This window comes from Variovorax sp. Root318D1, from assembly GCF_001424835.1.
In the GTDB taxonomy this organism is placed as follows: domain Bacteria; phylum Pseudomonadota; class Gammaproteobacteria; order Burkholderiales; family Burkholderiaceae_C; genus Variovorax.
Map to the genome: position 1 here is coordinate 143,844 of NZ_LMCQ01000002.1, position 23,904 is coordinate 167,747.

A 23,904-nucleotide genomic window follows, 5' to 3' on the forward strand; every position below is an offset into this window, starting at 1 on the left:
GTTCAGCCGGGACAGCCCGGCAGTGGCAGCGTCGGCAGCATGCGCCGCCAGAGCCGCGTCCACTCGGGCCAGTCGTGGCCGCCCTCGGTCGTGAACACGCGCTCCTTGGGCAGCGCGGCGGCCAGCAATTGGTGGCTGAAAGCAAAGCGATCGTCGGTGCCGTAGCCCAGGTAGAGCGGCGGCCGAGCGCCGAAGGTGGCAGTGGTGCCCACGTAGCCGCGCAGCCATTGCCAGAGCTGTGTCTCGTTCGGGGCTCGCGGGTCGCTGCCTGGCAGATCGCCCAGCGGCCCGGTCCAGCGCGCCAAGCCGCCGGCATTGGCGATGTCGGTGCTGAGCGTGCGCTCGCCGAGGTAGGGCGCAAGGGCCACGAGGCCGGCAAGTTCGCCCGGATGCGTTTGCGCATAAAGCAGTCCACCAAACCCGCCGACCGAGATGCCGACGATCCAGATCGACTTGTAGCCTTTGCCGCGAGCCTGCACCATCACGTCACGCTCCAGGCGATCGAGGATGGTCTTGCCTTGGTAGTAGCCCAGATGCGCGTCGACCAGCATCACGTCGACTGCGAGCCTGTTGTCGTTCAGCGCCTTCACGAAGCCTTCGCGCGTGAACTCGTCGGGGTGCGAGTACGCGCCCGGTAGCAACACGAGCAGGGTGTCGGCGTTCGGCGTGCAGCCGCTCTTTTCGAGCGTGCTCTCCAGCGGCGCCTTGGCGGTGCGCAGCCCGCCACATCCGGTCACCACGAGCGCCGCGCCAAGGGCCAGAATCCGCAAATGAAGCCGGGTCGGAAAGAAGATCTGCATCCGCTCGGAGTCTAGTTTCGGTGGTACGGTCTGGCCCATCAATTCCATCTGAATGAAAGAAACGGTTCATGCTGCTCGACGCCTCGCAATCCCAACTCGTGCTGGTCGACTATCAGGCGCAACTGATGCCTGCGATCTTCGAGGCCGATGCCGTGGCGCAGAACGCAGTGCGCCTGGGCAAGATGGCGCGCCTGTTCGAGGTGCCGGTCTGGGGGACCGAGCACAACCCTTCGAAGCTCGGCGAAAACGTGCCCGACATTCGCGCGCTGTGCCAGCGCACCTTGTCCAAGATGCATTTCAGCGGCATGGAGGAGGGCCTCGGTGAATGGCTGCGCGTACCGGCCAAGGCGCCGCAGGGTAATGCCCGCAGCCTGCCCAAGCACCTGCAAAAACCAGCGGCCGCCGCCGAGGAGCGCAACATGATCGTGATTGCCGGCTGCGAGGCTCATGTCTGCCTGCTGCAGACGGCCCTCGATCTGTTGGAAGACGAGTTCGAAGTGTGGGTGGTGACCGACGCGTGCAGCTCCCGTACCGAGCGCAACCGCGATGCCGCCTTCGACCGGCTGGCCGGCGCGGGCGCCGAACTGGTGACCACTGAAATGGTCGGCTTCGAATGGCTGCGTACCGCCGAGCATCCGGCATTCGCCGAGGTGCTGAAACTCATTCGCTGATGTGAAGCCGGCTCGATAGGCGTCTCGCGCCCGGGGCAGGCGCGGGCGGAACCCGATTGTTCGGCCCGTCAGCTTGCTGCAAGATCGATCTCCATAATTATGAATTCAGTTTTGGCGTGGCCGCCGGACGATTCAATATAAGGAGACAACGCAGATGAGCCGCTACGAAGAGTTCTATCGCCAGTCCGTCGACGCGCCCGAGGCCTTCTGGGCTGAGCAGGCGAGGCTGATCGACTGGCAGGCGCCCCCGGCCCAGGTCCTGGATGCCAGCCGCCCGCCATTCGCCCGCTGGTTCGTGGGCGGCACAACCAATCTGTGCCACAACGCGGTCGACCGGCACCTGGCCGATCGCGCAGACCAGCCGGCGCTGATCTTCGTCTCGACCGAAACCGGCACCGAAAAGACCTACAGCTTTCGCGAGCTGCACGCCGAGGTGCAGCGCACCGCCGCCAGTCTGATCGAGCTTGGCGTGGGCAAGGGCGACCGCGTCCTCATCTACATGCCGATGATTCCCGAGGCCGCGTTCGCAATGCTGGCCTGCGCCCGGATCGGTGCCATCCATTGCGTGGTGTTCGGCGGTTTCGCAAGCGGCTCTCTGGCCACGCGCATCGAGGATGCCGAGCCCAACGTCGTGGTGAGCGCCGATGCCGGTTCACGCGGCGGCAAGGTCATCGCATACAAGCCGCTGCTCGACGAGGCCATCCGGCTTTCGAAGCACAAGCCCTCGGCGGTGCTGCTCACCGACCGCGGCCTGGCCTCCATGGATCTGACGGCCGGGCGCGACCACCTGGCTGCCGAGCTGGGTCGGAAGCACCACGATGCCGAAGTGCCTTGCACCTGGCTGGCTGCCACGGACATCAGCTACACCATCTACACCAGCGGCACCACTGGCAAGCCCAAGGGCGTTCAGCGCGACGTGGGCGGCTACGCCGTGGCGCTGGCCGCCAGCATGAAGCACATCTTCGACGGCCGACCCGGCGAAACGTATTTCTCGACCAGCGACATCGGCTGGGTGGTGGGACACAGCTACATCGTCTATGGCCCGTTGATCGCCGGCATGGCGACCCTCATGTATGAAGGCCTGCCGACGCAGGGAATCGACAAGCAACCCGACGGCGGCATCTGGTGGCGCCTGGTGGAGAGGTACAAGGTGACGGTGATGTTCAGCGCGCCCACTGCGGTGCGCGTGCTCAAGAAGCAAGACCCGGCGCTGCTGAAAAAGTACGACCTGTCCAGCCTGCGTGCGCTGTTCCTCGCGGGCGAACCGCTCGACGAGCCCACCGCGCGCTGGATCAGCGACGGACTGGGCGTGCCCATCATCGACAACTACTGGCAGACCGAATCGGGCTGGCCGATGATCACCATCGCCAATGGCGTCGAGGCCAAGCCGAGCAAGTTCGGCAGCCCGGGCGTACCGATGTACGGCTACCGCATCAAGATCCTGCACGAATCGACCGGTGAGGAATTGACCGCGCCGAATGAGAAGGGCGTGGTCGTGGTCGAGGGGCCGACTCCGCCCGGATTCATGCAGACGGTGTGGAAGGACGACGAGCGCTTCGTGAACACCTACTGGAAGAGCGTGCCGGGCAAGATGGTCTATTCGACTTTCGACTGGGGCATTCGCGACGAGGACGGTTACTTCTACATCCTTGGCCGCACCGACGACGTGATCAACGTGGCGGGCCACCGCCTCGGCACGCGCGAGATCGAGGAAAGCATCTCGGGTCATGCCAGCGTGGCCGAAGTGGCAGTGGTCGGCGTGGCCGATGCGCTCAAGGGCCAAGTGGCCATGGCCTTCGTCGTGCCGCGGAACGGCCAGGCCCTGACAGACGCCGACGAGGCCCTGAAGCTCGAGGGCGAGATCATGAAAGTGGTGGCCGACCAACTCGGCGCGCTGGCGCGGCCGGCCCGTGTCCGATTCGTGAGCGGCCTGCCCAAGACCCGCAGCGGAAAGCTGCTGCGGCGTGCCATCCAGGCCGTTTGCGAACAGCGCGATCCCGGCGACCTGACCACCATCGACGACCCCGCCACGCTGCAGCAGATCAAGCAGTTGGTTTCTTCGGTCTGAATGAGCAAAAGCGCGCCTTGCGAAGGCGCGCTCCGTCGCCACATGTTCGACGTGGCACAATGCGAAGGTACTCAGGCCCTTCCCCAGCCACAGTCGCATCCGCCAATCGGTTCAGCCGTGTCGCGGAAGGTTTCTTAAACCAGCTAGTGCTTCCTTCAGGGAAGCGAAGGTCAGCGGAATATGAGCGATTCTTCTACGCCATCGGCGTACACCGCCTATCAAGGCAACACCTACCTCTTCGGCGGCAATGCGCCCTATGTCGAGGAGATGTACGAAAACTACCTTGCCAACCCCGGCAGCGTTCCAGACAACTGGCGCTCGTATTTCGACGCGCTGCAGAACGTGCCCGCGGTCGACGGCACCAACACCCGAGATGTACCGCACCAGCCGGTCATCAACGCCTTCGCCGAACGCGCCAAGCAGGGCACGACCAAGGTCGTGCAGGCCAGCGGCGCCGATTCCGAGCTCGGGCGCAAACGCACCTCCGTCCAGCAGCTGATTGCCGCTTACCGCAACGTCGGCGCACGCTGGGCCGATCTCGACCCCCTCAAGCGCGCCGAGCGCCCGGCCATTCCGGAACTCGAGCCCTCGTTCTACGGCTTCACCGATGCCGACCTCGAGACGGTGTTCAACACCAGCAACACCTTCTTCGGCAAAGAGACCATGTCGCTGCGCGACCTGCTCAATGCCTTGCGCGAAACGTACTGCGGCACCATGGGCGCCGAGTACATGTACACCACCGACCAGAACCACAAGCGCTGGTGGCAGCAGAAGCTCGAAAGCGCGCGCACCAACCCGCAGCTGACGACCGAGCAGAAGAAGCATGTGCTCAACCGCCTGACTGCCGCCGAAGGCCTCGAGCGCTTCCTGCACACCAAATACGTCGGCCAGAAGCGTTTCTCGCTCGAAGGCGGTGAAAGCTTCATCGTCTCGATGGACGAGCTCATCAACCAGGCCGGCGCCAAGGGCGTGCAGGAAATCGTGATCGGCATGGCCCACCGCGGCCGCCTCAACGTGCTGGTCAACTCGCTCGGCAAGATGCCGGCCGACCTGTTCGCCGAGTTCGACCACACCGCACCCGAAGACCTGCCCAGCGGCGACGTCAAATACCACCAGGGCTTCAGCTCGGACGTGACCACGCCTGGCGGCCCGGTGCACCTGAGCCTCGCGTTCAACCCCTCGCACCTCGAGATCGTGAACCCCGTGGTCGAAGGCTCGGTGCGCGCGCGCATGGACCGCCGTGCCGACCCGTTGGGCAAGCAGGTCCTGCCCGTCATCGTGCACGGCGACGCCGCCTTCGCAGGCCAGGGTGTCGTGATGGAAACGCTGGCGCTGGCCGAGACCCGTGGCTATTCCACCGGCGGCACGGTGCACATCGTCATCAACAACCAGATCGGCTTCACCACCAGCGATCCGCGCGACAGCCGCTCGACGCTGTACTGCACCGACATCGTCAAGATGGTCGATGCGCCGGTGCTGCACGTGAACGGCGACGACCCCGAAGCCGTGGTGCTCGCCACCCAGCTCGCCCTCGAATTCCGCATGGAGTTCCAGAAGGACGTGGTGGTCGACATCATCTGTTTCCGCAAGCTGGGCCACAACGAGCAGGACACCCCCTCGCTCACCCAGCCGCTCATGTACAAGAAGATCGCCAAGCACCCCGGCACGCGCAAGCTGTACGCCGACAAGCTGGCCGCTCAGGGCCTGGGCGAGACGCTCGGCGACGACATGGTCAAGGCGCAGCGCGCCGCCTTCGACGAAGGCAAGAACACCGTCGATCCGGTGCTCACCAACTTCAAGAGCAAGTACGCCGTCGACTGGAGCCCATACCTCAACAAGAAGTGGACCGACGCCGGCGACACCGCCATTCCAACCAGCGAATGGAAGCGACTGGCCGAGAAGATCACCGCGGTGCCGGCCGGCTTCACGGTGCATCCGCTCGTGAAGAAGGTGCTGGACGACCGCGCCGCCATGGGCCGAGGCGACGTGAACGTCGACTGGGGCATGGGCGAGCACATGGCCTTTGCTTCACTGGTGGCCAGCGGCTATCCGGTGCGCTTGTCGGGCGAGGACTGCGGCCGTGGCACGTTCACGCACCGCCATGCCGTGCTGCACGACCAGAACCGCGAGAAGTTCGACGAAGGCACCTACACGCCACTGCAGAACGTGGCTGAAAACCAGGCTCCGTTCGTCGTCATCGACTCGATCCTGTCGGAAGAAGCCGTGCTCGCATTCGAATACGGCTACGCCTCGAACGACCCCAACACGCTCGTGATCTGGGAAGCCCAGTTCGGCGACTTCGTGAACGGCGCCCAAGTGGTGATCGACCAGTTCATCGCCTCGGGCGAAGTGAAGTGGGGCCGCGTCAACGGCCTGACCATGATGCTGCCGCACGGCTACGAAGGCCAGGGCCCCGAGCACAGCTCGGCACGCCTGGAGCGCTTCATGCAGCTGAGCGCCGACACCAACATGCAGGTGGTGCAGCCGACCACGGCCAGCCAGATCTTCCACGTGCTGCGCCGCCAGATGGTGCGCAACCTGCGCAAGCCACTGATCATCATGACGCCGAAGTCGCTGCTGCGTAACAAGGACGCGACCTCGCCGCTGTCCGAGTTCACCAAGGGCAGCTTCCAGACCGTCATTCCAGACAGCAAGGGCCTCAAGGCGGAGAAGGTCAAGCGCCTGGTCGCCTGCTCGGGCAAGGTCTACTACGACCTGGCCAAGAAGCGCGAAGAACGCGGCGATGACGACGTGGCCATCATCCGCGTCGAGCAGCTCTATCCGTTCCCGCACAAGGCGTTTGCCGCCGAGATCAAGAAGTATCCCAATCTCAGCGACGTGGTGTGGTGCCAGGACGAGCCGCAGAACCAGGGCGCCTGGTTCTTCGTGCAGCACTACATCCACGAAAACATGCAGGAAGGCCAGAAGCTCGGCTACTCCGGTCGTGCCGCTTCGGCATCGCCTGCGGTCGGCTACTCGCACCTGCATCAGGAACAGCAGAAGGCGCTCGTCGATGGCGCATTTGGCAAGCTCAAGGGCTTCGTGCTGACCAAGTAAAACAATTTCTTTTCACACGAACACCTGAAGAAAAAAGCGGAGCTCACTCCAAATGTCTATCGTAGAAGTCAAAGTCCCCCAGCTTTCCGAATCCGTGGCCGAAGCCACCATGCTCACCTGGAAGAAGAAGGCCGGCGAAGCCGTCGCCGTCGATGAAATCCTGATCGAGATCGAGACCGACAAGGTCGTGCTGGAAGTGCCCGCGCCCTCGGCTGGCGTGCTGGCCGAAATCGTGCAGCCCGATGGCGCCACCGTGGTGGCCGATCAGCTGATCGCGAAGATCGACACCGAAGGCAAGGCCGGCGCGGCAGCCCCTGCGGCAGCACCCGCCGCCGCACCGGCACCGGCGGCAGCAGCGCCTGCAGCAGCCGCTGCTGCCGCCACCGGCGGTTCGAAGTCGGACGTTGCCATGCCCGCAGCCGCCAAGCTGCTGGCCGACAACAACCTGAAGACCAGCGACGTGGCCGGCACCGGCAAGGACGGCCGCGTGACCAAGGGCGACGTGCTCGGCGCAGTGGCTTCGGGCGCCAAGCCCGCGGCCACCATTGCCGCACCCGCTGCCAAGCCCGCGCTGCCGCAAGTCGCCGCGCCCGCCCGCGCGCCCGACCTGGGTGAGCGTCCGGAGCAGCGCGTGCCAATGAGCCGCCTGCGCGCCCGTATCGCCGAGCGTCTGATCCAGTCGCAGTCGACCAACGCGATCCTGACGACCTTCAATGAAGTGAACATGGCGCCCGTCATGGAACTGCGCAAGCGCTTCCAGGACAGCTTCACCAAGGAACATGGCGTGAAGCTCGGCTTCATGAGCTTCTTCGTGAAGGCCGCGGTGCATGCGCTCAAGAAGTACCCGGTGATCAACGCCTCGGTCGACGGCAACGACATCCTCTACCACGGCTACTTCGACATCGGCATTGCCGTCGGTTCGCCGCGCGGCCTGGTGGTGCCCATCCTGCGCAACGCCGACCAGATGAGCTTTGCCGACATCGAGAAGAAGATTGCCGAATACGGCAAGAAGGCCCAGGACGGCAAGCTCGGCATCGAAGAGATGACCGGCGGCACCTTCTCCATCTCGAACGGCGGCACCTTCGGCTCGATGCTCTCGACGCCAATCATCAACCCGCCCCAGTCGGCCATCCTGGGAGTTCACGCCACCAAGGACCGCGCCGTGGTCGAGAACGGCCAGGTCGTCGTCCGCCCGATGAACTACCTCGCCATGAGCTACGACCACCGCATCATCGACGGCCGCGAAGCCGTGCTGGGCCTGGTCGCCATGAAGGAAGCGCTGGAAGACCCGTCGCGTCTGTTGTTCGACATCTGAGGAGAAAGAATCAGATGGCAAACAAACAATTCGACGTCATCGTCATCGGCGGCGGCCCCGGCGGCTACATCGCCGCCATCCGTGCCGCGCAACTCGGCTTCAACGTCGCCTGCATCGACGAATGGAAGAACGGCAAGGGCGGTCCGGCACCGGGCGGTACCTGCACCAACGTCGGCTGCATTCCGTCGAAGGCGCTGCTGCAATCGTCGGAGCACTTCGAGCAGGCCGGCCACCATTTTGCCGACCACGGCATCAAGGTCGAAGGCCTCGGCCTTGACATCGACAAGATGCTGGCCCGCAAGGACCAGGTCGTGAAGCAGAACAACGACGGCATCCTGTACCTGTTCAAGAAGAACAAGATCACCTTCTTCCATGGTCGCGGTTCGTTCGTGAAGACCGACGCAACCGGCTACGAGATCAAGGTGGCGGGCGCCGCCGAAGAATCGATCAGCGGCAAGCACGTCATCCTGGCCACGGGCTCCAATGCCCGCGCATTGCCCGGCACGCCGTTCGACGAGGAGAACATCCTCTCGAACGACGGCGCGCTGCGCATCGGCGCGGTGCCGAAGAAGCTGGGCCTGATCGGCTCGGGCGTCATCGGCCTGGAAATGGGCTCGGTGTGGCGCCGCCTCGGCGCCGAGGTCACGGTGCTCGAAGCGCTGCCGACCTTCCTGGGCGGCGTCGACGAGCAGATCGCCAAGGAAGCCAAGAAGGCCTTCGACAAGCAGAAGCTCAAGATCGAACTCGGCGTCAAGGTCGGCGAGATCAAGTCGTCGAAGAAGGGCGTGAGCGTGGCGTGGACCAATGCCAAGGGCGAAGCGCAAACCCTCGAGGTCGACAAGCTGATCGTCTCGATCGGCCGTGTGCCCAACACCATCGGCCTGAACGCCGAAGCCGTGGGCCTCAAGCTCGATGAGCGCGGTGCCATTGCCGTGGACGACGACTGCAAGACCAGCCTGCCCAACGTCTGGGCTATCGGCGACGTGGTTCGCGGCCCGATGCTCGCGCACAAGGCCGAGGAAGAAGGCGTTGCCGTGGCGGAGCGCATTGCGGGTCAGCACGGCCACGTCAACTTCAACACCGTGCCGTGGGTGATCTACACCAGCCCCGAGATCGCTTGGGTTGGCCAGACCGAGCAGCAGCTCAAGGCCGCGGGCCGCGCCTACAAGGCCGGCACCTTCCCGTTCCTTGCGAACGGCCGCGCACGTGCGCTGGGCGACACGACCGGCATGGTCAAGTTCCTGGCCGATGCGGCAACGGACGAAATCCTCGGGGTGCACATCGTGGGCCCGCAGGCCAGCGAGCTGATCTCCGAAGCCGTGGTGGCGATGGAGTTCAAGGCCAGTGCCGAAGACATCGCGCGCATCTGCCATGCGCACCCGTCGCTGTCGGAAGCCACCAAGGAAGCGGCACTTGCCGTGGACAAGCGCACGCTGAACTTCTGATCCTTTGACAAGCGTTAAAGAGGCCTATGAGGCGGAACTCGCGGTGCGCGGGTTCCAGAGCGATCCCGCGCAGCTGCGTGCCGTAGAGGCGCTGGATCGCTGCGCGCGGGAATGGGGCGAATACAAGTCCCAGCGCTCCAACGCGCTGAAGAAGTTCATCAACCGGCCCGAGCTGCCGCGCGGCGTCTACATGCATGGCGGCGTCGGGCGGGGCAAGAGCTTTTTGATGGACTTGTTCTTCAACGCGGTGCCGCTCAGGCGCAAGACGCGGCTGCACTTTCACGAGTTCATGCGCGAGGTGCACCGCGAGTTGCGCGAGCTGCAGGGCACGGTCAACCCGCTCGACGAGCTGGGGCTGCGCATCTCCAAGCGCTATAAGCTGATCTGCTTCGACGAGTTCCACGTGGCGGACATCACGGACGCGATGATTCTTCATCGGCTGCTGGTGGCGCTGTTCGAGAACGGCGTGGGCTTTGTGACCACGTCCAATTTCAAGCCCGACGACCTGTATCCCGGCGGGCTGCACCGGGACCGCATTCTTCCGGCGATCGCGCTCCTCAACGAGAAGCTCGAAGTGCTCAGCGTGGACAACGGCACCGACTACCGCCGCCGCACGCTCGAGCAGTTGCGCATGTACCTGACGCCGAACGATGCAGGGGCTGAAAGGGAAATGCGCAAGGCTTTCGAAAAGCTGGCCGAAACGGCCGACGAGAGCCCGATCCTGCACATCGAGGCGCGCGAAATCCGCGCCCGACGCAAGGCCGGCGGCGTGGTCTGGTTCGATTTCAAGACGCTCTGCGGCGGACCGCGCTCGCAGAATGACTATCTGGAGATCGCCAGCCAGTTCCACACCGTGCTGTTGTCCGACGTGCCGCACATGCCGGTGCGCATGGCCTCGGAAGCACGCCGTTTCACCTGGCTGGTCGACGTCTTGTACGACCGGCGCGTGAAGCTCATCATGTCGGCCGAGGTACCGCCGGAGGCGTTGTACACCGAGGGGCCGCTTGCGCACGAGTTCCCGCGCACGGTTTCCAGGCTCACAGAAATGCAATCGAGCGAGTTTCTTTCCCTGGAACGCCGCATCGTCGACACTCGACTGACATGAAACATACCGTTCTCGCCGTGCTGATGACATTGGGCAGCCTGCCTTCGTGGGCGCAGTCCACCGCGGCCGCGGGCAATGCCAATTTCGAGGCCGAGCGCAGCAGGCTCACGGCCGAACGCGCAGCCATTGATGCGCGCTTCGAAAAGGAGCGCGCCGCCTGCTACCAGAAGTTCGCGGTCGAAGATTGCTTGCGCGACAGCCGCAGGCGCCGCCGCGCCGAGACCGATCACATCAAGCGGCAGGAAACTGCCATCAACGACATCGAGCGCCAGCGGCGCGGCGCGGCCGAGCTCGAGAAGCTCGATCAGAAAGCCGCCACGCGGCGCCCGCAAGATGCGCCCGAGAAGCAGAACGAGTCGCGCCAGACTCAGAAAGATCGCGAGCAGCGCGCGGCCGACCACGCGGCGAGCCGTGCCGCCACCGCCGCCGAGGCGGACGCGCGCCGGCGCGAGCTGGAAGAGAAACAGAAAGCGCACGCCGACGACCAGGCCAAGGCGGCCCAGAAGCGCGCCGAAGCCCCCGCGGCCGCCGAACGCTTCGAGAGCAAGCAGAAAAAAGCGGCCGAGCACCGCGCCAGCCGCGAGCGGCAGAACGCCGAACGCACCAAGCCGCGCGGCGCACCCTTGCCTCCGGCATCGCCGGCGTCGGCACCAGCCCGTTGAAGCCCTCGGAGCCTTGCGCTCGAAAGGCGCCGGGAGGCGAGAGGTGCCGTTCAGGCTTCTGCGGGCAGCGCCTCGAGCTTTAGCACTGCAATGGAGATGTTGTCGCCCGTGCCGCGGGCGCGGCGGCGCGCTTCTCCCACCAGGATTTCCACCGCTTCGCGCGGCGGCTCTGCGTAGAGAACACTCGCCAGCTCCTCGGGGCTGAAGTAGTGCCAGAGCCCATCGCTGCATGCCATCAGCAGGTCGCCGGGCTGCATCATCGGAATGTAGTGGGGCTCGATGGGAGGCGGCATCGAGGTCATCCCGAGGCAGCCGAGCAGGATGTTGCCCTTGGGATGGACGTTGGCCTCGGCTTCGCTGATTTCGCCGCGGTCGATCAGCACCTGCACGTAGGAGTGGTCGCGCGTGCGCGTGACGAGTTGGCCGTCCTGGAAGTGATAGATGCGGGAGTCGCCGGCGTGAATCCACGCGCAATCGCCCTTGGGGTTCATGAGGAAGGCCGCCAGCGTGCTGTGCGGCTCTTGCTCGCTCGACAGGGCCGTGAGCTTGATGACCGTGTGCGCATCTTCCAGCAGCTGCCGCAGCACTGCCGTGGAGCTGTCGCGCTCGGGGCTGTAGCGGGCGAACAGCTGGCGCGCCGTCATCAGCACTTGGTCTGAGGCCTTGCGCCCGCCGCTGCGGCCGCCCATGCCGTCGGCAATGACGCAGAGCATGCAGCCGGGCATGCGCGGATGGCTCATCATCAGCACCTGGTCCTGCTGATAGGTCCGGTCGCCCTTGTGGAGTCCGGTGGCGGCGGCAAGTCGAAAGCCTTGGGTCATGAGCGCAAATGCGCCAGCGGCGCGCTTTCTATCTTCTCGGGAGGTCGAACCAGGACGTATTATCGAGTGAACACGAGCTGCGGCGGAATAGGTCGCATCGCCAACGTTGGACTCCAATCTTCATTCCCTTTCCCGCCAATTGATCGAGCTGCGCATGGAGCATGCCGATCTCGACGCCACCATCGACCGCCTGGCCGAGGCTTCGCCGCAAGACGAGCTGCTGCTGCGCCGCCTGAAAAAACGCCGCCTTGCGCTGCGCGACCAAATCGCACGGCTCGAGAACGTGCTCGATCCAAGAGAACCCGCGTGACCGAAACACTCGAGGACAAGGTGCGCGACGCCTTCGCGCAGGGAGGCGTCCTGTCCCGCGCGGCCGAGCAGTTCCGCGAACGCTCAGGGCAGACCGAAATGGCGCTGGCCGTTGCCCGCACCATCGAAGAGGGCGGCGTGCTGGTGGTGGAGGCCGGCACCGGCGTCGGCAAGACCTTTTCGTACCTCGTGCCGGCCCTTCTGAGCGGCGAGCGCGTGCTGCTCTCCACCGCCACCAAGACCTTGCAGGACCAGCTTTTCGGGCGCGACCTGCCGCGCCTGGTCGAGGCGCTCGAACTGCCGGTTCGAACGGCGCTGCTCAAGGGTCGTGCGAGCTATCTGTGCCTGCACCGGCTCGACTTGGCGCGCCACGACGCCTCGCTCCCCGAGCGGGGCAGCTTGCGAACGCTCGCCAAGATCGAGCAATGGTCCAAGGCCACCCGGACTGGCGATCTGGCCGAGTTGCCGGGGCTGGACGAGCGCTCGCCGCTCATTCCCCTCATCACTTCGACGCGCGAGAACTGCCTCGGCGCGCAATGCCCGCAGTTCAAGCCCTGCCACGTCAACCTGGCGCGGCGCGAGGCGCTCGCGGCCGACGTGGTGGTCATCAATCACCATCTGTTCTTCGCGGACCTCGCGGTGCGCGAAACCGGCATGGCGGAGTTGTTGCCCACGGTGAGCGTGGTCGTGTTCGACGAGGCCCATCAACTCAACGAAACCGGCGTGCAGTTCCTGGGCGCGCAGCTCGGCAGCGGGCAGGCGCTCGATTTCGCGCGCGATCTGCTCGGTGCCGGCTTGCAGCATGCGCGGGGGCTGGTCGACTGGCAGCAACTGGTGGCGGACATCGAGCGCGCCGCGCGCGAGTTGCGCCTTGCGGTCGGCAAGCAATGGCCCGGGACCAAGCTGCGCTGGGTGGGCCCAGCGCCCGAAGGCATCGACCCCAACCTCTGGCAGGGTGCGCTCGATGCCCTGCAGCATGCGTTCGAGCTGGCGGCGGAAGGGCTCGATACCGTCAGCGAAATATCGCCGGATTTCGTGCGCCTGCACGAGCGAGCCCAGCAACTCGCCAAGCGTGCGGCGCGTTTCGCGCTGCCCTGCGAGGTGGAGTCCGTGCGCTGGGTCGATGTGGGGACGCAGCTGCGCTTGGTCGAATCGCCGCTCGACATTGCCGAAGCCATGCGCACGCGGGTGCTCAAGATCGATCGGGACAACCAGAATGCCTACGGTGAAGAGGAGGACAGCCGTGCGGCGTCGGAAGACAGCGGCCGCGCCTGGGTCTTCACCTCCGCCACGTTGGGCGACGAGCCCACGCTGCGCTGGTTCACTGAGCCGTGCGGCCTGCGCGATGCCGAGGTGCTGCGAGTGCAGAGCCCTTTCGACTATGCGGCCCAGGCCGGGCTCTATGTGCCTCGTGTGTTTCCCAAGCCCAACGATGCCGCGCACAGCGTGCGCGTGGCCCAGCTGGCCGCGCGCGGCGCCGCCGAGCTTGGTGGCCGCACGCTGGTGCTGACGACCACGCTGCGTGCCTTGCGAACCATCGGCGACGAGATGAAGCAGCAGTTCGAGCGGCTCGAAGCCGACGTGCGGCCCGAGGTGCTGGTCCAGGGCGAACTGCCCAAGCGCGTGCTCATGGACCGCTTCCGCGAAGGCGCGGAAGGCGGCCGCAACGGCTGCGTGCTGGTGGCCTCCGCGTCGTTCTGGGAAGGCTTTGATGCGCCGGGCGATGCGCTTCAACTGGTGGTAATCGACAAGCTGCCGTTTCCTCCACCCAATGACCCGCTGGTCGAGGCTCGCTCGCAGCGGCTCGAGGCACAAGGGCGCAGTTCGTTCAGCGACTATTCGCTGCCCGAGGCGGCCGTGGCGCTGAAGCAGGGGGCAGGGCGCTTGATTCGCCGCGAAACCGACTGCGGGGTGCTCGCGATCTGCGACACCCGCCTGGTCGCCATGGGCTATGGCCGGCGGCTGCTGGCGGCGCTGCCGCCGATGCGGCGGCTGGAGAGCGAAGCGGATTTTGAGGCGGCCATCGCCGAACTGAAGAACTCCCTGTCGGCCTGAGAAACACAAGGAGAAGGCGTCGGGCTCGACGCAGGCGCGCCTGGCCCGGTCGAGACGAAGAAAAAGCCCCGAAGGGCTTTATTCTTTTTACCGGATTACCAGACCTTCCACCACGGATCGTCCTTGCCCTTGAAGCCGCGCGCCAGGTACTCGCTCTGCGGGTAGTTGGTGGTCAGCACGCGCTGGGCGTCATCGCGCAGGTCCTTCATGCCGAGCGCATCGTAGGAGCGGACGATGATGTACAGGGCTTCTTCCAGCGCAGGCACTTCGCGGTAATCGGACAGCGCAAGCTGCGCCCGGTTGATGGCTGCGAGGTAGGCGCCGCGCGAGTAGTAGTAGCGCGCCACGTGCACTTCATACTGGGCGAGCGAGTTCACGATGTAGTTCATGCGCTGGCGCGCATCTGGCGTGTAGCGCGAATCGGGGAAGCGCGTCACCAGTTCCTTGAACGACTCGAACGATTCCTTGGCGGCCTTCTGGTCGCGTTCGGACAGGTCCTGGCGCGTCAGGAAAGCGAACATGCCAAGGTCGTCGTTGAAGTTGATCACACCCTTCAGGTAGAGCGCGTAGTCCAGCGCCGGGCTGGCCGGGTGCAGCTTCAGGAAGCGATCGATGGTGGCAATGGCATTGGCCTTTTCGCCCGACTTGTACTGGGCGTAGGCCTTTTCGAGCTGGGCCTGCTGCGCGAGCGGCGTACCGGCGGCGCGGCCTTCGAGCTTTTCGTACAGAGGCACGGCCTTGTCGTAGGCGCCGGAACCCGCTTCGTCCTTGGCTTCCGCGTAGATGCGGTTGGGGCTCCAGTTCGCGGTCTTGTCGACGCTGGTGGAGGAGCAGCCGGCTGCAAGCAGCGCTGCCGCGCTGAGCGCGATCCAGGAGGGGACCGATAATTTGGCGCGAAACATCACATACGGCTTTCGTGAAACAGTTGCCTTCAATTATATCGACCGACCCCCTGGACATTGCCCCTGACACGGCCGAGGTCGATGAGGGCGCGGATCCGGTCGAGCCCAGCGAGTTGCGGCCCTTCGCCATAGGCGAGGCCCACCACGGCCTGCGACTGGACCGCGCGCTGGCTGCGCTGGTGCCGGAATTTTCTCGCAACTATCTGCAACAGCTGATAGAAGCGGGCGCCGTGGAGCTCCAGGGGCGCACGGTCCTGAAGGCTTCCGCCACGGTGCGTGCCGGCCAGGCCGGGCGCATCGAACTGCGGCCCACGCCCCAGAGCCAGGCTTTCCGGCCCGAGGCGATGGAGATCGTCACGGTGCACGAGGACGAGCACCTGCGCATCGTCGACAAGCCGGCCGGCCTGGTGGTGCACCCGGCGCCGGGTCATTGGAGCGGCACGCTGCTGAACGGACTGCTGGCGCTCGACCCCAAGGCGTCCCTGCTGCCGCGCGCGGGCATCGTCCACCGGCTCGACCGTGACACCAGTGGGCTGATGGTCGTAGCGCGGACCCGTGCCGTCATGGACGCCATGGTGGCGCTGATCGCGGCGCGCGAGGTCAAGCGCCAGTACCTTGCCATTGGGCACAAACCCTGGACGGGGGCCGCGGCCCGCCAGGTGGACGCGCCCATCGGGCGCGATCCGCGCAACCGTTTGCGCATGGCCGTCGTCGATCTGGAGCGCCACGCAGGAAAGACGGCGCGCACGCTCATCGAACGGCTGGACAGCAATGCCGACGGCTGCGCCGTGCGGTGTACCCTCGAAACCGGCCGGACCCACCAGATTCGCGTGCACATGGCGTCGATCGGGCATCCGCTGGTTGGTGACGCTCTCTACGGAGGGGCGCCGGCCGCGGGTCTGGAACGGCAGGCGCTGCACGCCTTCAGGCTCGCGTTCGTGCATCCCGTCACCCAGGCGCCGATGGAGTTCCGCTCTCTTCCTCCCGCCGATCTCGTTCATGCGTTGCAGGCCTGGGGGCTGGATTACAATCGCGTCTGACGGCCCGAGGGCCGCGCCGGCCACCCCGATGCCGGCCTTGCGTTGCACTCGCCGCGTGCCGGCAGCGCCTTCTTCCATCCTTCTGAACAAGCGTCCCTGAGACGCCTTTTCCCGGATAACGCGAACCATGAATACGGCGGATGCCAAGCGCATTCTCGAAACCGCCTTGATCTGTTCGAGCCAGCCGCTGCCAGTGCGCGAAATGCGCGTGCTGTTCGACGACGAGCTGGGTGCGGACACCATCAAGGTGCTGTTGCTTGAACTGCAGGAAGACTGGGCGCAACGCGGCCTGGAACTGGTGAACGTCGCCAGCGGCTGGCGCTTTCAAAGCCGGCCCGAGATGCGCGACCATCTCGATCGCCTGCACCCCGAAAAGCCGCCGCGCTACACGCGTGCCGCTCTCGAGACGCTGGCCATCATTGCCTACCGCCAGCCGGTCACGCGCGGCGACATGGAAGACATTCGCGGCGTCACCATCAACTCCCTCATCCTGAAGCAGCTCGAAGACCGCGGCTGGGTCGAGGTGATCGGCCACCGCGAAACCGTCGGGCGGCCCGGGCTCTACGCCACCACGCGCCAGTTTCTCGACGACCTCGGCCTCGGCTCCCTCGACCAGCTGCCTCTGATCGAAACTCCGGCTCAACAAGCGGCGCTGGTCGATGCGCTCGACCAGGCCTCGGGCAACCAGCAAGGCTTGCCGATGGAAATCGCCGGCGAGGCCGATGACGATGCTTCCGCTGTCACCGAACCAGACCTGGAAGCGGACACTGAACTTGCGCTGCCTCCTGCCGAGGCTCCCGAAGCGGTCGAAGCCCTCGAGGCCGCTGCTGCGCAATTCGCCGAAGACGCGGCTCGCACCGAAGAGCCTGCAGAAATCCCGGCCCTCCCGGACGTCGAGCTTCCCGCTGAGCTCGAATCCGAAGTCCCGTCGTCCGACGAGACCGATCCCCACGCTGTTTCTCCCGGAAAAAACCAATGAGCTCCTCCGACATCGACGACGCGGCCATCGTGCCGGTCCCGCCCGAAGCCGAGAAAAAAGAAGCGGAGACGACGAAAGCGTCCGGCCAGTCTTCGGATGCTGGGGCCGAAGCCCTGCCCGGGTCAGCCGGCGAGGGGGAAGCTCCAAAGAAGCGGCGTCCCCGCCGCAAGAAGACAGCCGAGCAGGCCCTGGAGGGTGAAGCCGCGGCACCCGTGGCGGCCGAGGCTTCCGAACCTGTGGTTGACGCCGCCCCGGATGTTGTGCCAGTCGCCGAGGCTCCGGCCGAGGTTGCCGCTCCCCCTGTAGCCGCCGAACGACAGGAGCCCCGGGAACGCCGCGCGGAAGAGCCTGTCCGCACCAGCAGCCAGGACGACGGCGACGAAGAGGAAGAAGAAGAGCCCGACGAGGAAGAGGACGACCTCGACCGCGCACGCCGGGCCGCCGATCGCGAGCAGCGCAATGCGCCGCCGCCCGAGCCCATCCGCTTCGCGGACGTCATCTCTGGCCAGTTCGACGCCGACGAAGAAAGCCCCGAGGTCCCGCCGCTCAAGCGCGTGCTGCTGCCCGAAGCCGACTCACCCAAGCTGCACAAGGTGCTGGCGCAGGCGGGACTGGGCTCGCGGCTCGAGATGGAGCAGCTGATTCTTCAGGGCCGTATTTCCGTCAACAACGAGCCGGCCCACATCGGGCAGCGGATCCAGTACGGCGACCAGGTCAAGATCAACGGCAAGCCGATCCGCTACCGCATTGCGCCGCCTCCGCCGCGCGTCATCGCGTACCACAAGCCTGTCGGCGAAGTCGTCACGCACGACGATCCGCAGAACCGACCCACGGTGTTTCGCAAGCTGCCGCGCCTGCAACAGGGCAAGTGGCAATCGGTCGGCCGGCTCGACCTGAACACCGAAGGCCTGCTGCTGTTCAGCAGCTCCGGCGACCTGGCCAACCAGTTGATGCACCCGCGCTTCGGCCTGGAGCGCGAATACGCCGTGCGCGTGCTGGGTGCGCTCGATGCCGAGGAAAAGAAGCGCTTGCTCGAAGGCGTTCGGCTCGACGACGGCATGGCCCAGTTCGGCACGATCGAAGAGGGCGGCGGCGAGGGTTCCAACCACTGGTACCGCGTCACCATTTCCGAAGGCCGCAACCGCGAGGTTCGGCGGCTGTTCGAGTCGGTGGGCCACGCGGTCAGCCGACTGATCCGCATTCGCTACGGGGCCATGGTGCTGCCACGAGGCCTGAAGCGCGGCGCCTGGATGGAGCTGGACGAACGCGACATCAACGCGCTGTTCCAGGCTTCAGGCGGCGGTGCACCGCGTCCCCCGCAGCAGCAACAACGCGGCCCGGGCGGACAAGAGGGCGTCGGCGGCGGCCGGAACGGCCGCAACAAGAAGCGGCGCGGCAACCGCAATGCCGGCGGTGGCCAAGCGCCGCGCGATGAAAATCGCGAGGCACCCATTCCAAATCCGCTCGGCGACGGCCGTCCGCCGCGGGGCGAGCGCGGAGGCCGCGCCAACCGCGGCGGCGGTGGCGGTGGCGGTGGGGGCAACGCCGGCCAGCCGCCGCAAGGACGCCGTGGCAACAACAACAACAGCAATCGCGGCAACCGTCAGGGCGAGGAGCGTCCGCCAAGCGGCGCGAACCAACCTGATCCGATGAAGACCTCGCTCGGTTACATCGGCGCCGACAGCTTTTCGCGCCAGCGCAAGGAGCAGCGGCAGGGGCCAGGGCGCCGAGGCGGCGGCCCATCGGGAGGCGGTTTCGGCGGCGGTGGCGGCGGCCCCGGCGGAAATCGGCGCCGCGGACGCTGAAAGCCAGATGCCAGCGCAGCCTTTCGCGGGGTTTTCACCAACCCCGGGGGTTGCGCCGGTTAAAATCAGAGGCTTTGTCGACGCCCGACGCAACAAATTCGTCGCAGTTGTGACAAAACACTTCAAAATCAAAGCTCAGGAAGCATTTCAATGGCTATCGAACGTACCCTCTCCATCATCAAGCCCGACGCCGTTGCCAAGAACGTCATCGGCAAGATCGTTTCCCGCTTCGAAGCTGCCGGCCTCAAGATCGTTGCCGCCAAGCTGGTGCATCTGTCGCGCAACGAAGCCGAGCAGTTTTACTCGGTCCATAAAGAACGCCCGTTCTTCAAGGACCTGGTCGAATTCATGATCTCCGGCCCCGTGTTCGTGCAAGTGCTCGAAGGCGAAGACGCCATCGCCAAGAACCGCGACCTGATGGGCGCCACGGACCCCAAGAAGGCGGCTCCCGGCACCATCCGCGCCGACTTTGCCGACAGCATCGACGCCAACGCCGTGCACGGCTCCGACGCCCCTGAAACCGCAGCGAACGAAGTCGCCTTCTTCTTCGCCGGCCTCAACGTCTACGCGCGCTGAAGCCGCACCCCGGCTGATTTCATGACCACGGCCAACCTGCTCGAATTCGATCTCGAGGGGCTGGCTGCGTTCTGCGAAAAGCTCGGCGAGAAGCGGTTCCGCGCCACGCAGCTATTCCGCTGGATCCACCAGCGTGGCGCCAGCGACTTCGCCCAGATGACCGATCTGGCCAAGTCGCTGCGCGAAAAGCTCGCCACCACCGCTCGCGTCGAGGCCCTTCCTGTCCTCACGCAGCACGAATCCAAGGACGGCACGATCAAGTGGCTGTTCGACGTCGGCGACGGCAATGCCGTCGAAGCCGTATTCATTCCCGAAGACGACCGCGGCACGCTGTGCGTGTCGTCCCAAGCCGGCTGCGCGGTGGGATGCCGCTTCTGCTCCACGGGGCACCAGGGCTTCAGCCGCAACCTGAGCACGGGCGAAATCGTCGCCCAGCTGTGGTTTGCCGAGCACTTCCTGCGCAAGCACCTGAAGCGCGATGAGCGCGTCATCTCCAACGTGGTGATGATGGGCATGGGCGAGCCGCTGCAGAACTACACCGCGCTGGTGCCCGCGCTGCGCACCATGCTCGACGACAACGCCTACGGCCTCTCGCGCCGCCGCGTCACCGTGTCGACGTCCGGCGTAGTGCCCATGATCGACCGGCTAGGCACCGACTGCGCCGTGGCCTTGGCGGTGTCGCTGCATGCGCCCAACGACGCGCTGCGCGACGACCTCGTGCCGCTCAACCGCAAGTATCCGATCGCCGAATTGATCGAGGCCTGCAAGCGCTACCTGGCGCATGCGCCGCGCGACTTCATCACCTTCGAGTACTGCATGCTCGATGGCGTCAACGACCAGCCCGAGCATGCACGGCAGCTGGTGGAACTCGTCCGTGCCCATGGCATTTCGTGCAAGTTCAACCTGATTCCGTTCAACCCGTTTCCGGCCTCGGGCCTCCTGCGTTCGCCGCAGCCGCGCGTGCTGGCATTCGCCAGGACGCTGAGCGAGGCCGGCCTGGTGACCACCGTGCGCAAGACGCGCGGCGACGACATCGACGCCGCCTGCGGACAGCTGGCCGGCGACGTCAAGGACCGTACCCGCGCGGCCGAACGCATGGCCCAGCGCCGCATCGTGTCGGAGCGCCCCATTGTTTTGCATCCGGTTCGCAAGACCTTCCCCCAGGAGCATTGACCCCATGAGCATGGCCTTTCCGATGGCGACCGCGAGCGCACAGCGGCTGCTGGCCGCAAGCGTTGCCGGTGTCGCCGTGGCGTTTCTGCTCGCGGGCTGCGTCAATACGCGGACCACCACCACCAGCCTGGCCGATACCAGTTCTGGCAAGGGCACGGAGATCGTCACCGAATCCGACGAAACCAGCCGGCAACGCCGCGCTCGGCTGCGCATGGAACTGGCCTCGGGCTATTTCGAGCACGGCCAGAACACCGTGGCGCTCGACGAGATCAAGCAGGCCCTGGCTGCCGACCCCAACTACGCGGATGCCTACAACCTGCGAGGCCTGGTCTACATGCGGCTGGAGGATGCCGGCATGGCCGAAGACAGCTTCCGCCGTGCCATTGCCATCAACCCGCGTGATCCCAACGTGCGGCACAACTACGGATGGCTGCTGTGCCAGCAGAACCGCTATGGCGATGCGACCCAGCAATTCACCTCTGCGCTTGCGGTGCCGAGCTACACGGACCGCGCCAAGACGCTCATGACGCAGGGTGTCTGCCAGCTCAGGGCCGGCCAGCGTGTGGAGGCGGAGCGCACTCTCATGCAGGCCTACGAGATCGACGCCGGCAATCCGGTGATCGGGCTCAACCTGGCCTCGATCCTTGCGCAGCGCGAGGAGTGGCAGCGTGCGCAGTTCTACATCCGCCGCGTCAACAACAGTCCTTCGGCCAATGCGGAGACGCTCTGGCTCGGCCTCAAGATCGAACGACGGCTCAACAACCGCGAAGCTGTTGCGCAGTTGGGAGGGCAACTGCAACGGCGCTTCCCGCAATCCCGGGAGGCAATCGCGTACGAGCGCGGGAATTTCAATGACTGAACGGGTTTCGGAGTTCGGCACTTCCGCGGCACTGCCGCTCGAGGAAGGCGACAACACGCACAAGACAGCCGGCGACATGCTTCGCGAAGCACGCGAGGCGCACGGTCTGCACATCGAAATGGTGGCCGCGGCCCTCAAGGTGCCGCCGCAAAAGCTCATGGCACTCGAGGCGGACGACATTGCGTCGTTGCCCGACCCGGTCTTTGCCCGGGCCTTGGCAAGCAGCGTCTGCCGGGCCCTGCGCATCGATCCCGCCCCCGTGCTCGCAAAGCTGCCGGGCGCACAGCGCACGCCGCTGGCGTCGGCCGACCGCACGCTGAAGGGCAAGGTCGTTTCCGGCACGCCGCGCTGGAGCGGCGGCCGCTCCAGCGGACTTCCGTCGCGCCCGCTGTGGACGGTCGTGGCGCTGCTTCTCGTTGGCGCTGCCATCCTGTTCTGGCTGCCCCAATCGGTGTTCGACCAGGTCGGTGCTTCGGTGTCGCGCTGGACCGCGCGCGGCGAGGGTGAAACGAATTCGGCGGCCGGGGCGCCCGCAGCCGCACCAGCGCCAGGCGCACCATCCGTCGTCGTCGAAAACACACTGGTCACGCCGGTGGCCCCTACAACGACTGCGCCATCCGCGACAGCTGCCGCGCCCGCGGCAGGCGCCGTTCCGCAGGCGGCGTTGCCCCCGTCCGGCACGAGCGCCGCCGCCGCATCGGCATCGCCCACATCTGCCACGGCCGTTGCTGCTGCAGCCGGCAACCAGCCGCTTGTCTTCGTCGCGCGCGAAGAATGCTGGATCACGGTCACGGAAGCCGGCGGCAAGCAGCTGCTGCGCCGCAGCCTGAAGGCTGGCGAAACTGTCGGTTTGTCGGGCGCGCTGCCGCTGTCGGTGGTGGTGGGCCGGGCCTCGGCGGTCGATGTGCAGGTGCGCGGAAAGCCCTACGATCTGAAGCCTGTCACGCGCGGCGGCGGCGTGGCGCGTTTCGAGGTGACATCGTGACCGACTGCACTCCGCAACCCATCGAATCTGCGGCGCCCAAGGCGCGCCGCTCGCGCCAGGCCCAGGTGGTCTGGGGCGCACGTACCGTCACGGTGGGCGGCGACGCGCCCGTGCGGGTGCAGTCGATGACCAACACCGACACCGTCGACGCGATCGGCACGGCCATCCAGGTGAAGGAGCTGGCCACAGCGGGTTCGGAGATGGTGCGCATCACGGTCAACACGCCGGAGGCCGCGGCCCAGGTGCCCTACATCCGCGAGCAACTCGACCGCATGGGCGTCGACGTGCCGCTGATCGGCGACTTTCACTACAACGGACATCGACTGCTGACCGACTATCCGGCCTGCGCCGAAGCGCTCAGCAAGTACCGCATCAATCCGGGTAACGTGGGCAAGGGCGACAAGCGCGACCGCCAGTTCGGCCAGATGATCGATGCGGCCATGCGCTGGAACAAGCCCGTGCGCATCGGCGTCAACTGGGGCAGCCTCGACCAGGAACTGCTAGCCAGCCTGATGGACATCAACAGCCAGCGCGTCGAACCGTGGGACGCGAAGCAGGTGATGTACGAGGCGCTCATCACCTCCGCCATCGAATCCGCCAAGCTGGCCGAGTCGATGGGCATGGCCGGCAACCAGGTCATCCTGTCGTGCAAGGTGAGCGGCGTGCAAGACCTGATCTCGGTGTACCGCGAGCTTGCCAAGCGCTGCGACTATCCGCTGCACCTCGGCCTCACCGAAGCCGGCATGGGCACCAAGGGCACGGTGGCTTCGGCCACGGCGCTTTCCATCCTGCTGCAAGAGGGCATCGGCGACACGATTCGCGTGTCGCTCACGCCGCAGCCGGGCGAGTCGCGCACGCAAGAAGTGCTGATCGCCAACGAAATTCTCCAGGCTCTGGGCCTGCGCGTGTTCGTGCCGAGCGTCACGGCCTGCCCGGGCTGCGGCCGCACCACGAGCACCACGTTCCAGGAGCTTGCCAAGCAAATCGACGATTACCTGCGCATGCAGATGCCGGTCTGGCGCAAGAAATACCCAGGCGTCGAAACGATGAAGGTGGCCGTCATGGGCTGCATCGTCAACGGCCCCGGCGAGAGCAAGCATGCCGACATCGGCATCAGCCTCCCCGGCACCGGCGAGGCGCCGGCCGCGCCGGTCTTCATCGATGGCGAAAAGGCCCTCACCCTGCGCGGCGACAATATCGCCAACGAGTTTCACCAGCTCGTCGAAAACTACATCGAAAAGCGCTTTGGCGGCGAACACGCTGCCCTGGCCTGAACC

20 protein-coding genes are annotated in these 23,904 nt (G+C 65.8%); 17 read left to right on the forward strand and 3 right to left on the reverse strand.

The features are described 5' to 3' along the window. Nucleotides 1-2: 2 nt before the first annotated feature. On the reverse strand, nucleotides 3-800 hold the full coding sequence (locus ASC78_RS03245; protein ID WP_055796490.1) for an alpha/beta fold hydrolase: 798 nt from the start codon (nucleotides 798-800) through the stop codon (nucleotides 3-5). A gap of 68 nt (nucleotides 801-868) precedes the next feature. On the opposite strand from ASC78_RS03245, the gene ASC78_RS03250 reads away from it, so the two are divergent. From ASC78_RS03250 to ASC78_RS03280, 7 genes are all read left to right on the forward strand, one after another. After that, the gene (locus ASC78_RS03250) at nucleotides 869-1,471 is read left to right on the forward strand and encodes an isochorismatase family protein (protein ID WP_055796298.1); all 603 of its coding nucleotides are present in this window, start codon (nucleotides 869-871) and stop codon (nucleotides 1,469-1,471) included. 130 nt (nucleotides 1,472-1,601) lie between these two features. Further along, a complete protein-coding gene (locus ASC78_RS03255) occupies nucleotides 1,602-3,539 on the forward strand; it encodes a propionate--CoA ligase (protein WP_268810380.1) in 1,938 nt (645 codons plus the stop codon). A gap of 180 nt (nucleotides 3,540-3,719) precedes the next feature. Continuing rightward, entirely contained in the window at nucleotides 3,720-6,596 is a 2,877-nt protein-coding gene (locus ASC78_RS03260) for a 2-oxoglutarate dehydrogenase E1 component (protein WP_055796303.1), read from the forward strand. A 52-nt stretch (nucleotides 6,597-6,648) separates the two neighbouring features. Next, nucleotides 6,649-7,911, forward strand: a complete 1,263-nt coding sequence (gene odhB, locus ASC78_RS03265) for a 2-oxoglutarate dehydrogenase complex dihydrolipoyllysine-residue succinyltransferase (protein ID WP_055796307.1) — start codon at nucleotides 6,649-6,651, stop codon at nucleotides 7,909-7,911. 14 nt (nucleotides 7,912-7,925) lie between these two features. Next, nucleotides 7,926-9,356, forward strand: coding sequence for a dihydrolipoyl dehydrogenase (lpdA, locus tag ASC78_RS03270; RefSeq protein WP_055796310.1), 1,431 nt, complete (start codon nucleotides 7,926-7,928; stop codon nucleotides 9,354-9,356). Nucleotides 9,357-9,360: 4 nt separating this feature from the next. After that, complete coding sequence (gene zapE, locus ASC78_RS03275; protein WP_055796313.1) at nucleotides 9,361-10,461, forward strand: cell division protein ZapE; 1,101 nt, start codon at nucleotides 9,361-9,363, stop codon at nucleotides 10,459-10,461. After that, a complete protein-coding gene (locus ASC78_RS03280) occupies nucleotides 10,458-11,123 on the forward strand; it encodes a hypothetical protein (protein WP_055796317.1) in 666 nt (221 codons plus the stop codon). The genes zapE and ASC78_RS03280 overlap by 4 nt, the downstream gene beginning before the upstream one ends. Nucleotides 11,124-11,173: 50 nt before the next feature. On the opposite strand, the gene ASC78_RS03285 is transcribed toward ASC78_RS03280, so the two are convergent. Beyond that, entirely contained in the window at nucleotides 11,174-11,944 is a 771-nt protein-coding gene (locus ASC78_RS03285; protein WP_055796318.1) for a PP2C family protein-serine/threonine phosphatase, read from the reverse strand. Nucleotides 11,945-12,050: 106 nt separating this feature from the next. Between ASC78_RS03285 and ASC78_RS03290 the strand changes: the two genes are divergently transcribed. Both ASC78_RS03290 and ASC78_RS03295 read left to right on the forward strand, forming a co-directional pair. Continuing rightward, the gene (locus tag ASC78_RS03290) at nucleotides 12,051-12,254 is read left to right on the forward strand and encodes a YdcH family protein (RefSeq protein ID WP_055796321.1); all 204 of its coding nucleotides are present in this window, start codon (nucleotides 12,051-12,053) and stop codon (nucleotides 12,252-12,254) included. Beyond that, complete coding sequence (locus tag ASC78_RS03295) at nucleotides 12,251-14,308, forward strand: ATP-dependent DNA helicase (RefSeq protein ID WP_055796324.1); 2,058 nt, start codon at nucleotides 12,251-12,253, stop codon at nucleotides 14,306-14,308. The genes ASC78_RS03290 and ASC78_RS03295 overlap by 4 nt, the downstream gene beginning before the upstream one ends. 95 nt (nucleotides 14,309-14,403) lie before the next feature. Here ASC78_RS03295 and ASC78_RS03300 read toward each other — a convergent pair whose 3' ends face one another. Beyond that, nucleotides 14,404-15,210 (reverse strand): outer membrane protein assembly factor BamD, encoded by an 807-nt coding sequence (locus ASC78_RS03300; RefSeq protein WP_055796328.1) that lies wholly within the window; start codon nucleotides 15,208-15,210, stop codon nucleotides 14,404-14,406. Between the two features lie 56 nt (nucleotides 15,211-15,266). On the opposite strand from ASC78_RS03300, the gene ASC78_RS03305 reads away from it, so the two are divergent. The 8 genes from ASC78_RS03305 (at nucleotide 15,267) to ispG (ending at nucleotide 23,901) form a co-directional block, all read left to right on the forward strand. Then, complete coding sequence (locus ASC78_RS03305; protein ID WP_055796493.1) at nucleotides 15,267-16,250, forward strand: RluA family pseudouridine synthase; 984 nt, start codon at nucleotides 15,267-15,269, stop codon at nucleotides 16,248-16,250. Between the two features lie 127 nt (nucleotides 16,251-16,377). Continuing rightward, the gene (scpB, locus tag ASC78_RS03310; RefSeq protein WP_055796332.1) at nucleotides 16,378-17,229 is read left to right on the forward strand and encodes an SMC-Scp complex subunit ScpB; all 852 of its coding nucleotides are present in this window, start codon (nucleotides 16,378-16,380) and stop codon (nucleotides 17,227-17,229) included. Further along, nucleotides 17,226-19,034, forward strand: a complete 1,809-nt coding sequence (locus ASC78_RS03315; RefSeq protein WP_055796335.1) for a pseudouridine synthase — start codon at nucleotides 17,226-17,228, stop codon at nucleotides 19,032-19,034. Before scpB ends, ASC78_RS03315 begins: the two co-directional genes overlap by 4 nt. Before the next feature lie 150 nt (nucleotides 19,035-19,184). Beyond that, nucleotides 19,185-19,610: a nucleoside-diphosphate kinase gene (ndk, locus tag ASC78_RS03320; protein ID WP_055796338.1), complete on the forward strand. Its 426-nt coding sequence runs from the start codon at nucleotides 19,185-19,187 to the stop codon at nucleotides 19,608-19,610. 21 nt (nucleotides 19,611-19,631) lie between these two features. Beyond that, the gene (gene rlmN / locus ASC78_RS03325) at nucleotides 19,632-20,783 is read left to right on the forward strand and encodes a 23S rRNA (adenine(2503)-C(2))-methyltransferase RlmN (RefSeq protein WP_055796342.1); all 1,152 of its coding nucleotides are present in this window, start codon (nucleotides 19,632-19,634) and stop codon (nucleotides 20,781-20,783) included. 4 nt (nucleotides 20,784-20,787) lie between these two features. Continuing rightward, a complete protein-coding gene (pilW, locus tag ASC78_RS03330) occupies nucleotides 20,788-21,642 on the forward strand; it encodes a type IV pilus biogenesis/stability protein PilW (RefSeq protein WP_055796345.1) in 855 nt (284 codons plus the stop codon). Further along, a complete protein-coding gene (locus ASC78_RS03335) occupies nucleotides 21,635-22,627 on the forward strand; it encodes a helix-turn-helix domain-containing protein (RefSeq protein ID WP_055796346.1) in 993 nt (330 codons plus the stop codon). Before pilW ends, ASC78_RS03335 begins: the two co-directional genes overlap by 8 nt. Then, complete coding sequence (gene ispG, locus ASC78_RS03340) at nucleotides 22,624-23,901, forward strand: flavodoxin-dependent (E)-4-hydroxy-3-methylbut-2-enyl-diphosphate synthase (RefSeq protein WP_055796349.1); 1,278 nt, start codon at nucleotides 22,624-22,626, stop codon at nucleotides 23,899-23,901. Before ASC78_RS03335 ends, ispG begins: the two co-directional genes overlap by 4 nt. The last annotated feature ends 3 nt before the right edge of the window (nucleotides 23,902-23,904 follow it).

What these genes read in the sequence shown, in the direction of transcription:
- ASC78_RS03245 (WP_055796490.1), bottom strand. Translation starts at nt 800, where the DNA reads ATGCAGATCTTCTTTCCGACCCGGCTTCATTTGCGGATTCTGGCCCTT.
- ASC78_RS03250 (WP_055796298.1), top strand. Translation starts at nt 869, where the DNA reads ATGCTGCTCGACGCCTCGCAATCCCAACTCGTGCTGGTCGACTATCAG.
- ASC78_RS03260 (WP_055796303.1), top strand. Translation starts at nt 3,720, where the DNA reads ATGAGCGATTCTTCTACGCCATCGGCGTACACCGCCTATCAAGGCAAC.
- odhB (WP_055796307.1), top strand. Translation starts at nt 6,649, where the DNA reads ATGTCTATCGTAGAAGTCAAAGTCCCCCAGCTTTCCGAATCCGTGGCC.
- lpdA (WP_055796310.1), top strand. Translation starts at nt 7,926, where the DNA reads ATGGCAAACAAACAATTCGACGTCATCGTCATCGGCGGCGGCCCCGGC.
- ASC78_RS03280 (WP_055796317.1), top strand. Translation starts at nt 10,458, where the DNA reads ATGAAACATACCGTTCTCGCCGTGCTGATGACATTGGGCAGCCTGCCT.
- ASC78_RS03285 (WP_055796318.1), bottom strand. Translation starts at nt 11,944, where the DNA reads ATGACCCAAGGCTTTCGACTTGCCGCCGCCACCGGACTCCACAAGGGC.
- ASC78_RS03300 (WP_055796328.1), bottom strand. Translation starts at nt 15,210, where the DNA reads ATGTTTCGCGCCAAATTATCGGTCCCCTCCTGGATCGCGCTCAGCGCG.
- scpB (WP_055796332.1), top strand. Translation starts at nt 16,378, where the DNA reads ATGAATACGGCGGATGCCAAGCGCATTCTCGAAACCGCCTTGATCTGT.
- ASC78_RS03315 (WP_055796335.1), top strand. Translation starts at nt 17,226, where the DNA reads ATGAGCTCCTCCGACATCGACGACGCGGCCATCGTGCCGGTCCCGCCC.
- ndk (WP_055796338.1), top strand. Translation starts at nt 19,185, where the DNA reads ATGGCTATCGAACGTACCCTCTCCATCATCAAGCCCGACGCCGTTGCC.
- rlmN (WP_055796342.1), top strand. Translation starts at nt 19,632, where the DNA reads ATGACCACGGCCAACCTGCTCGAATTCGATCTCGAGGGGCTGGCTGCG.
- pilW (WP_055796345.1), top strand. Translation starts at nt 20,788, where the DNA reads ATGAGCATGGCCTTTCCGATGGCGACCGCGAGCGCACAGCGGCTGCTG.
- ASC78_RS03335 (WP_055796346.1), top strand. Translation starts at nt 21,635, where the DNA reads ATGACTGAACGGGTTTCGGAGTTCGGCACTTCCGCGGCACTGCCGCTC.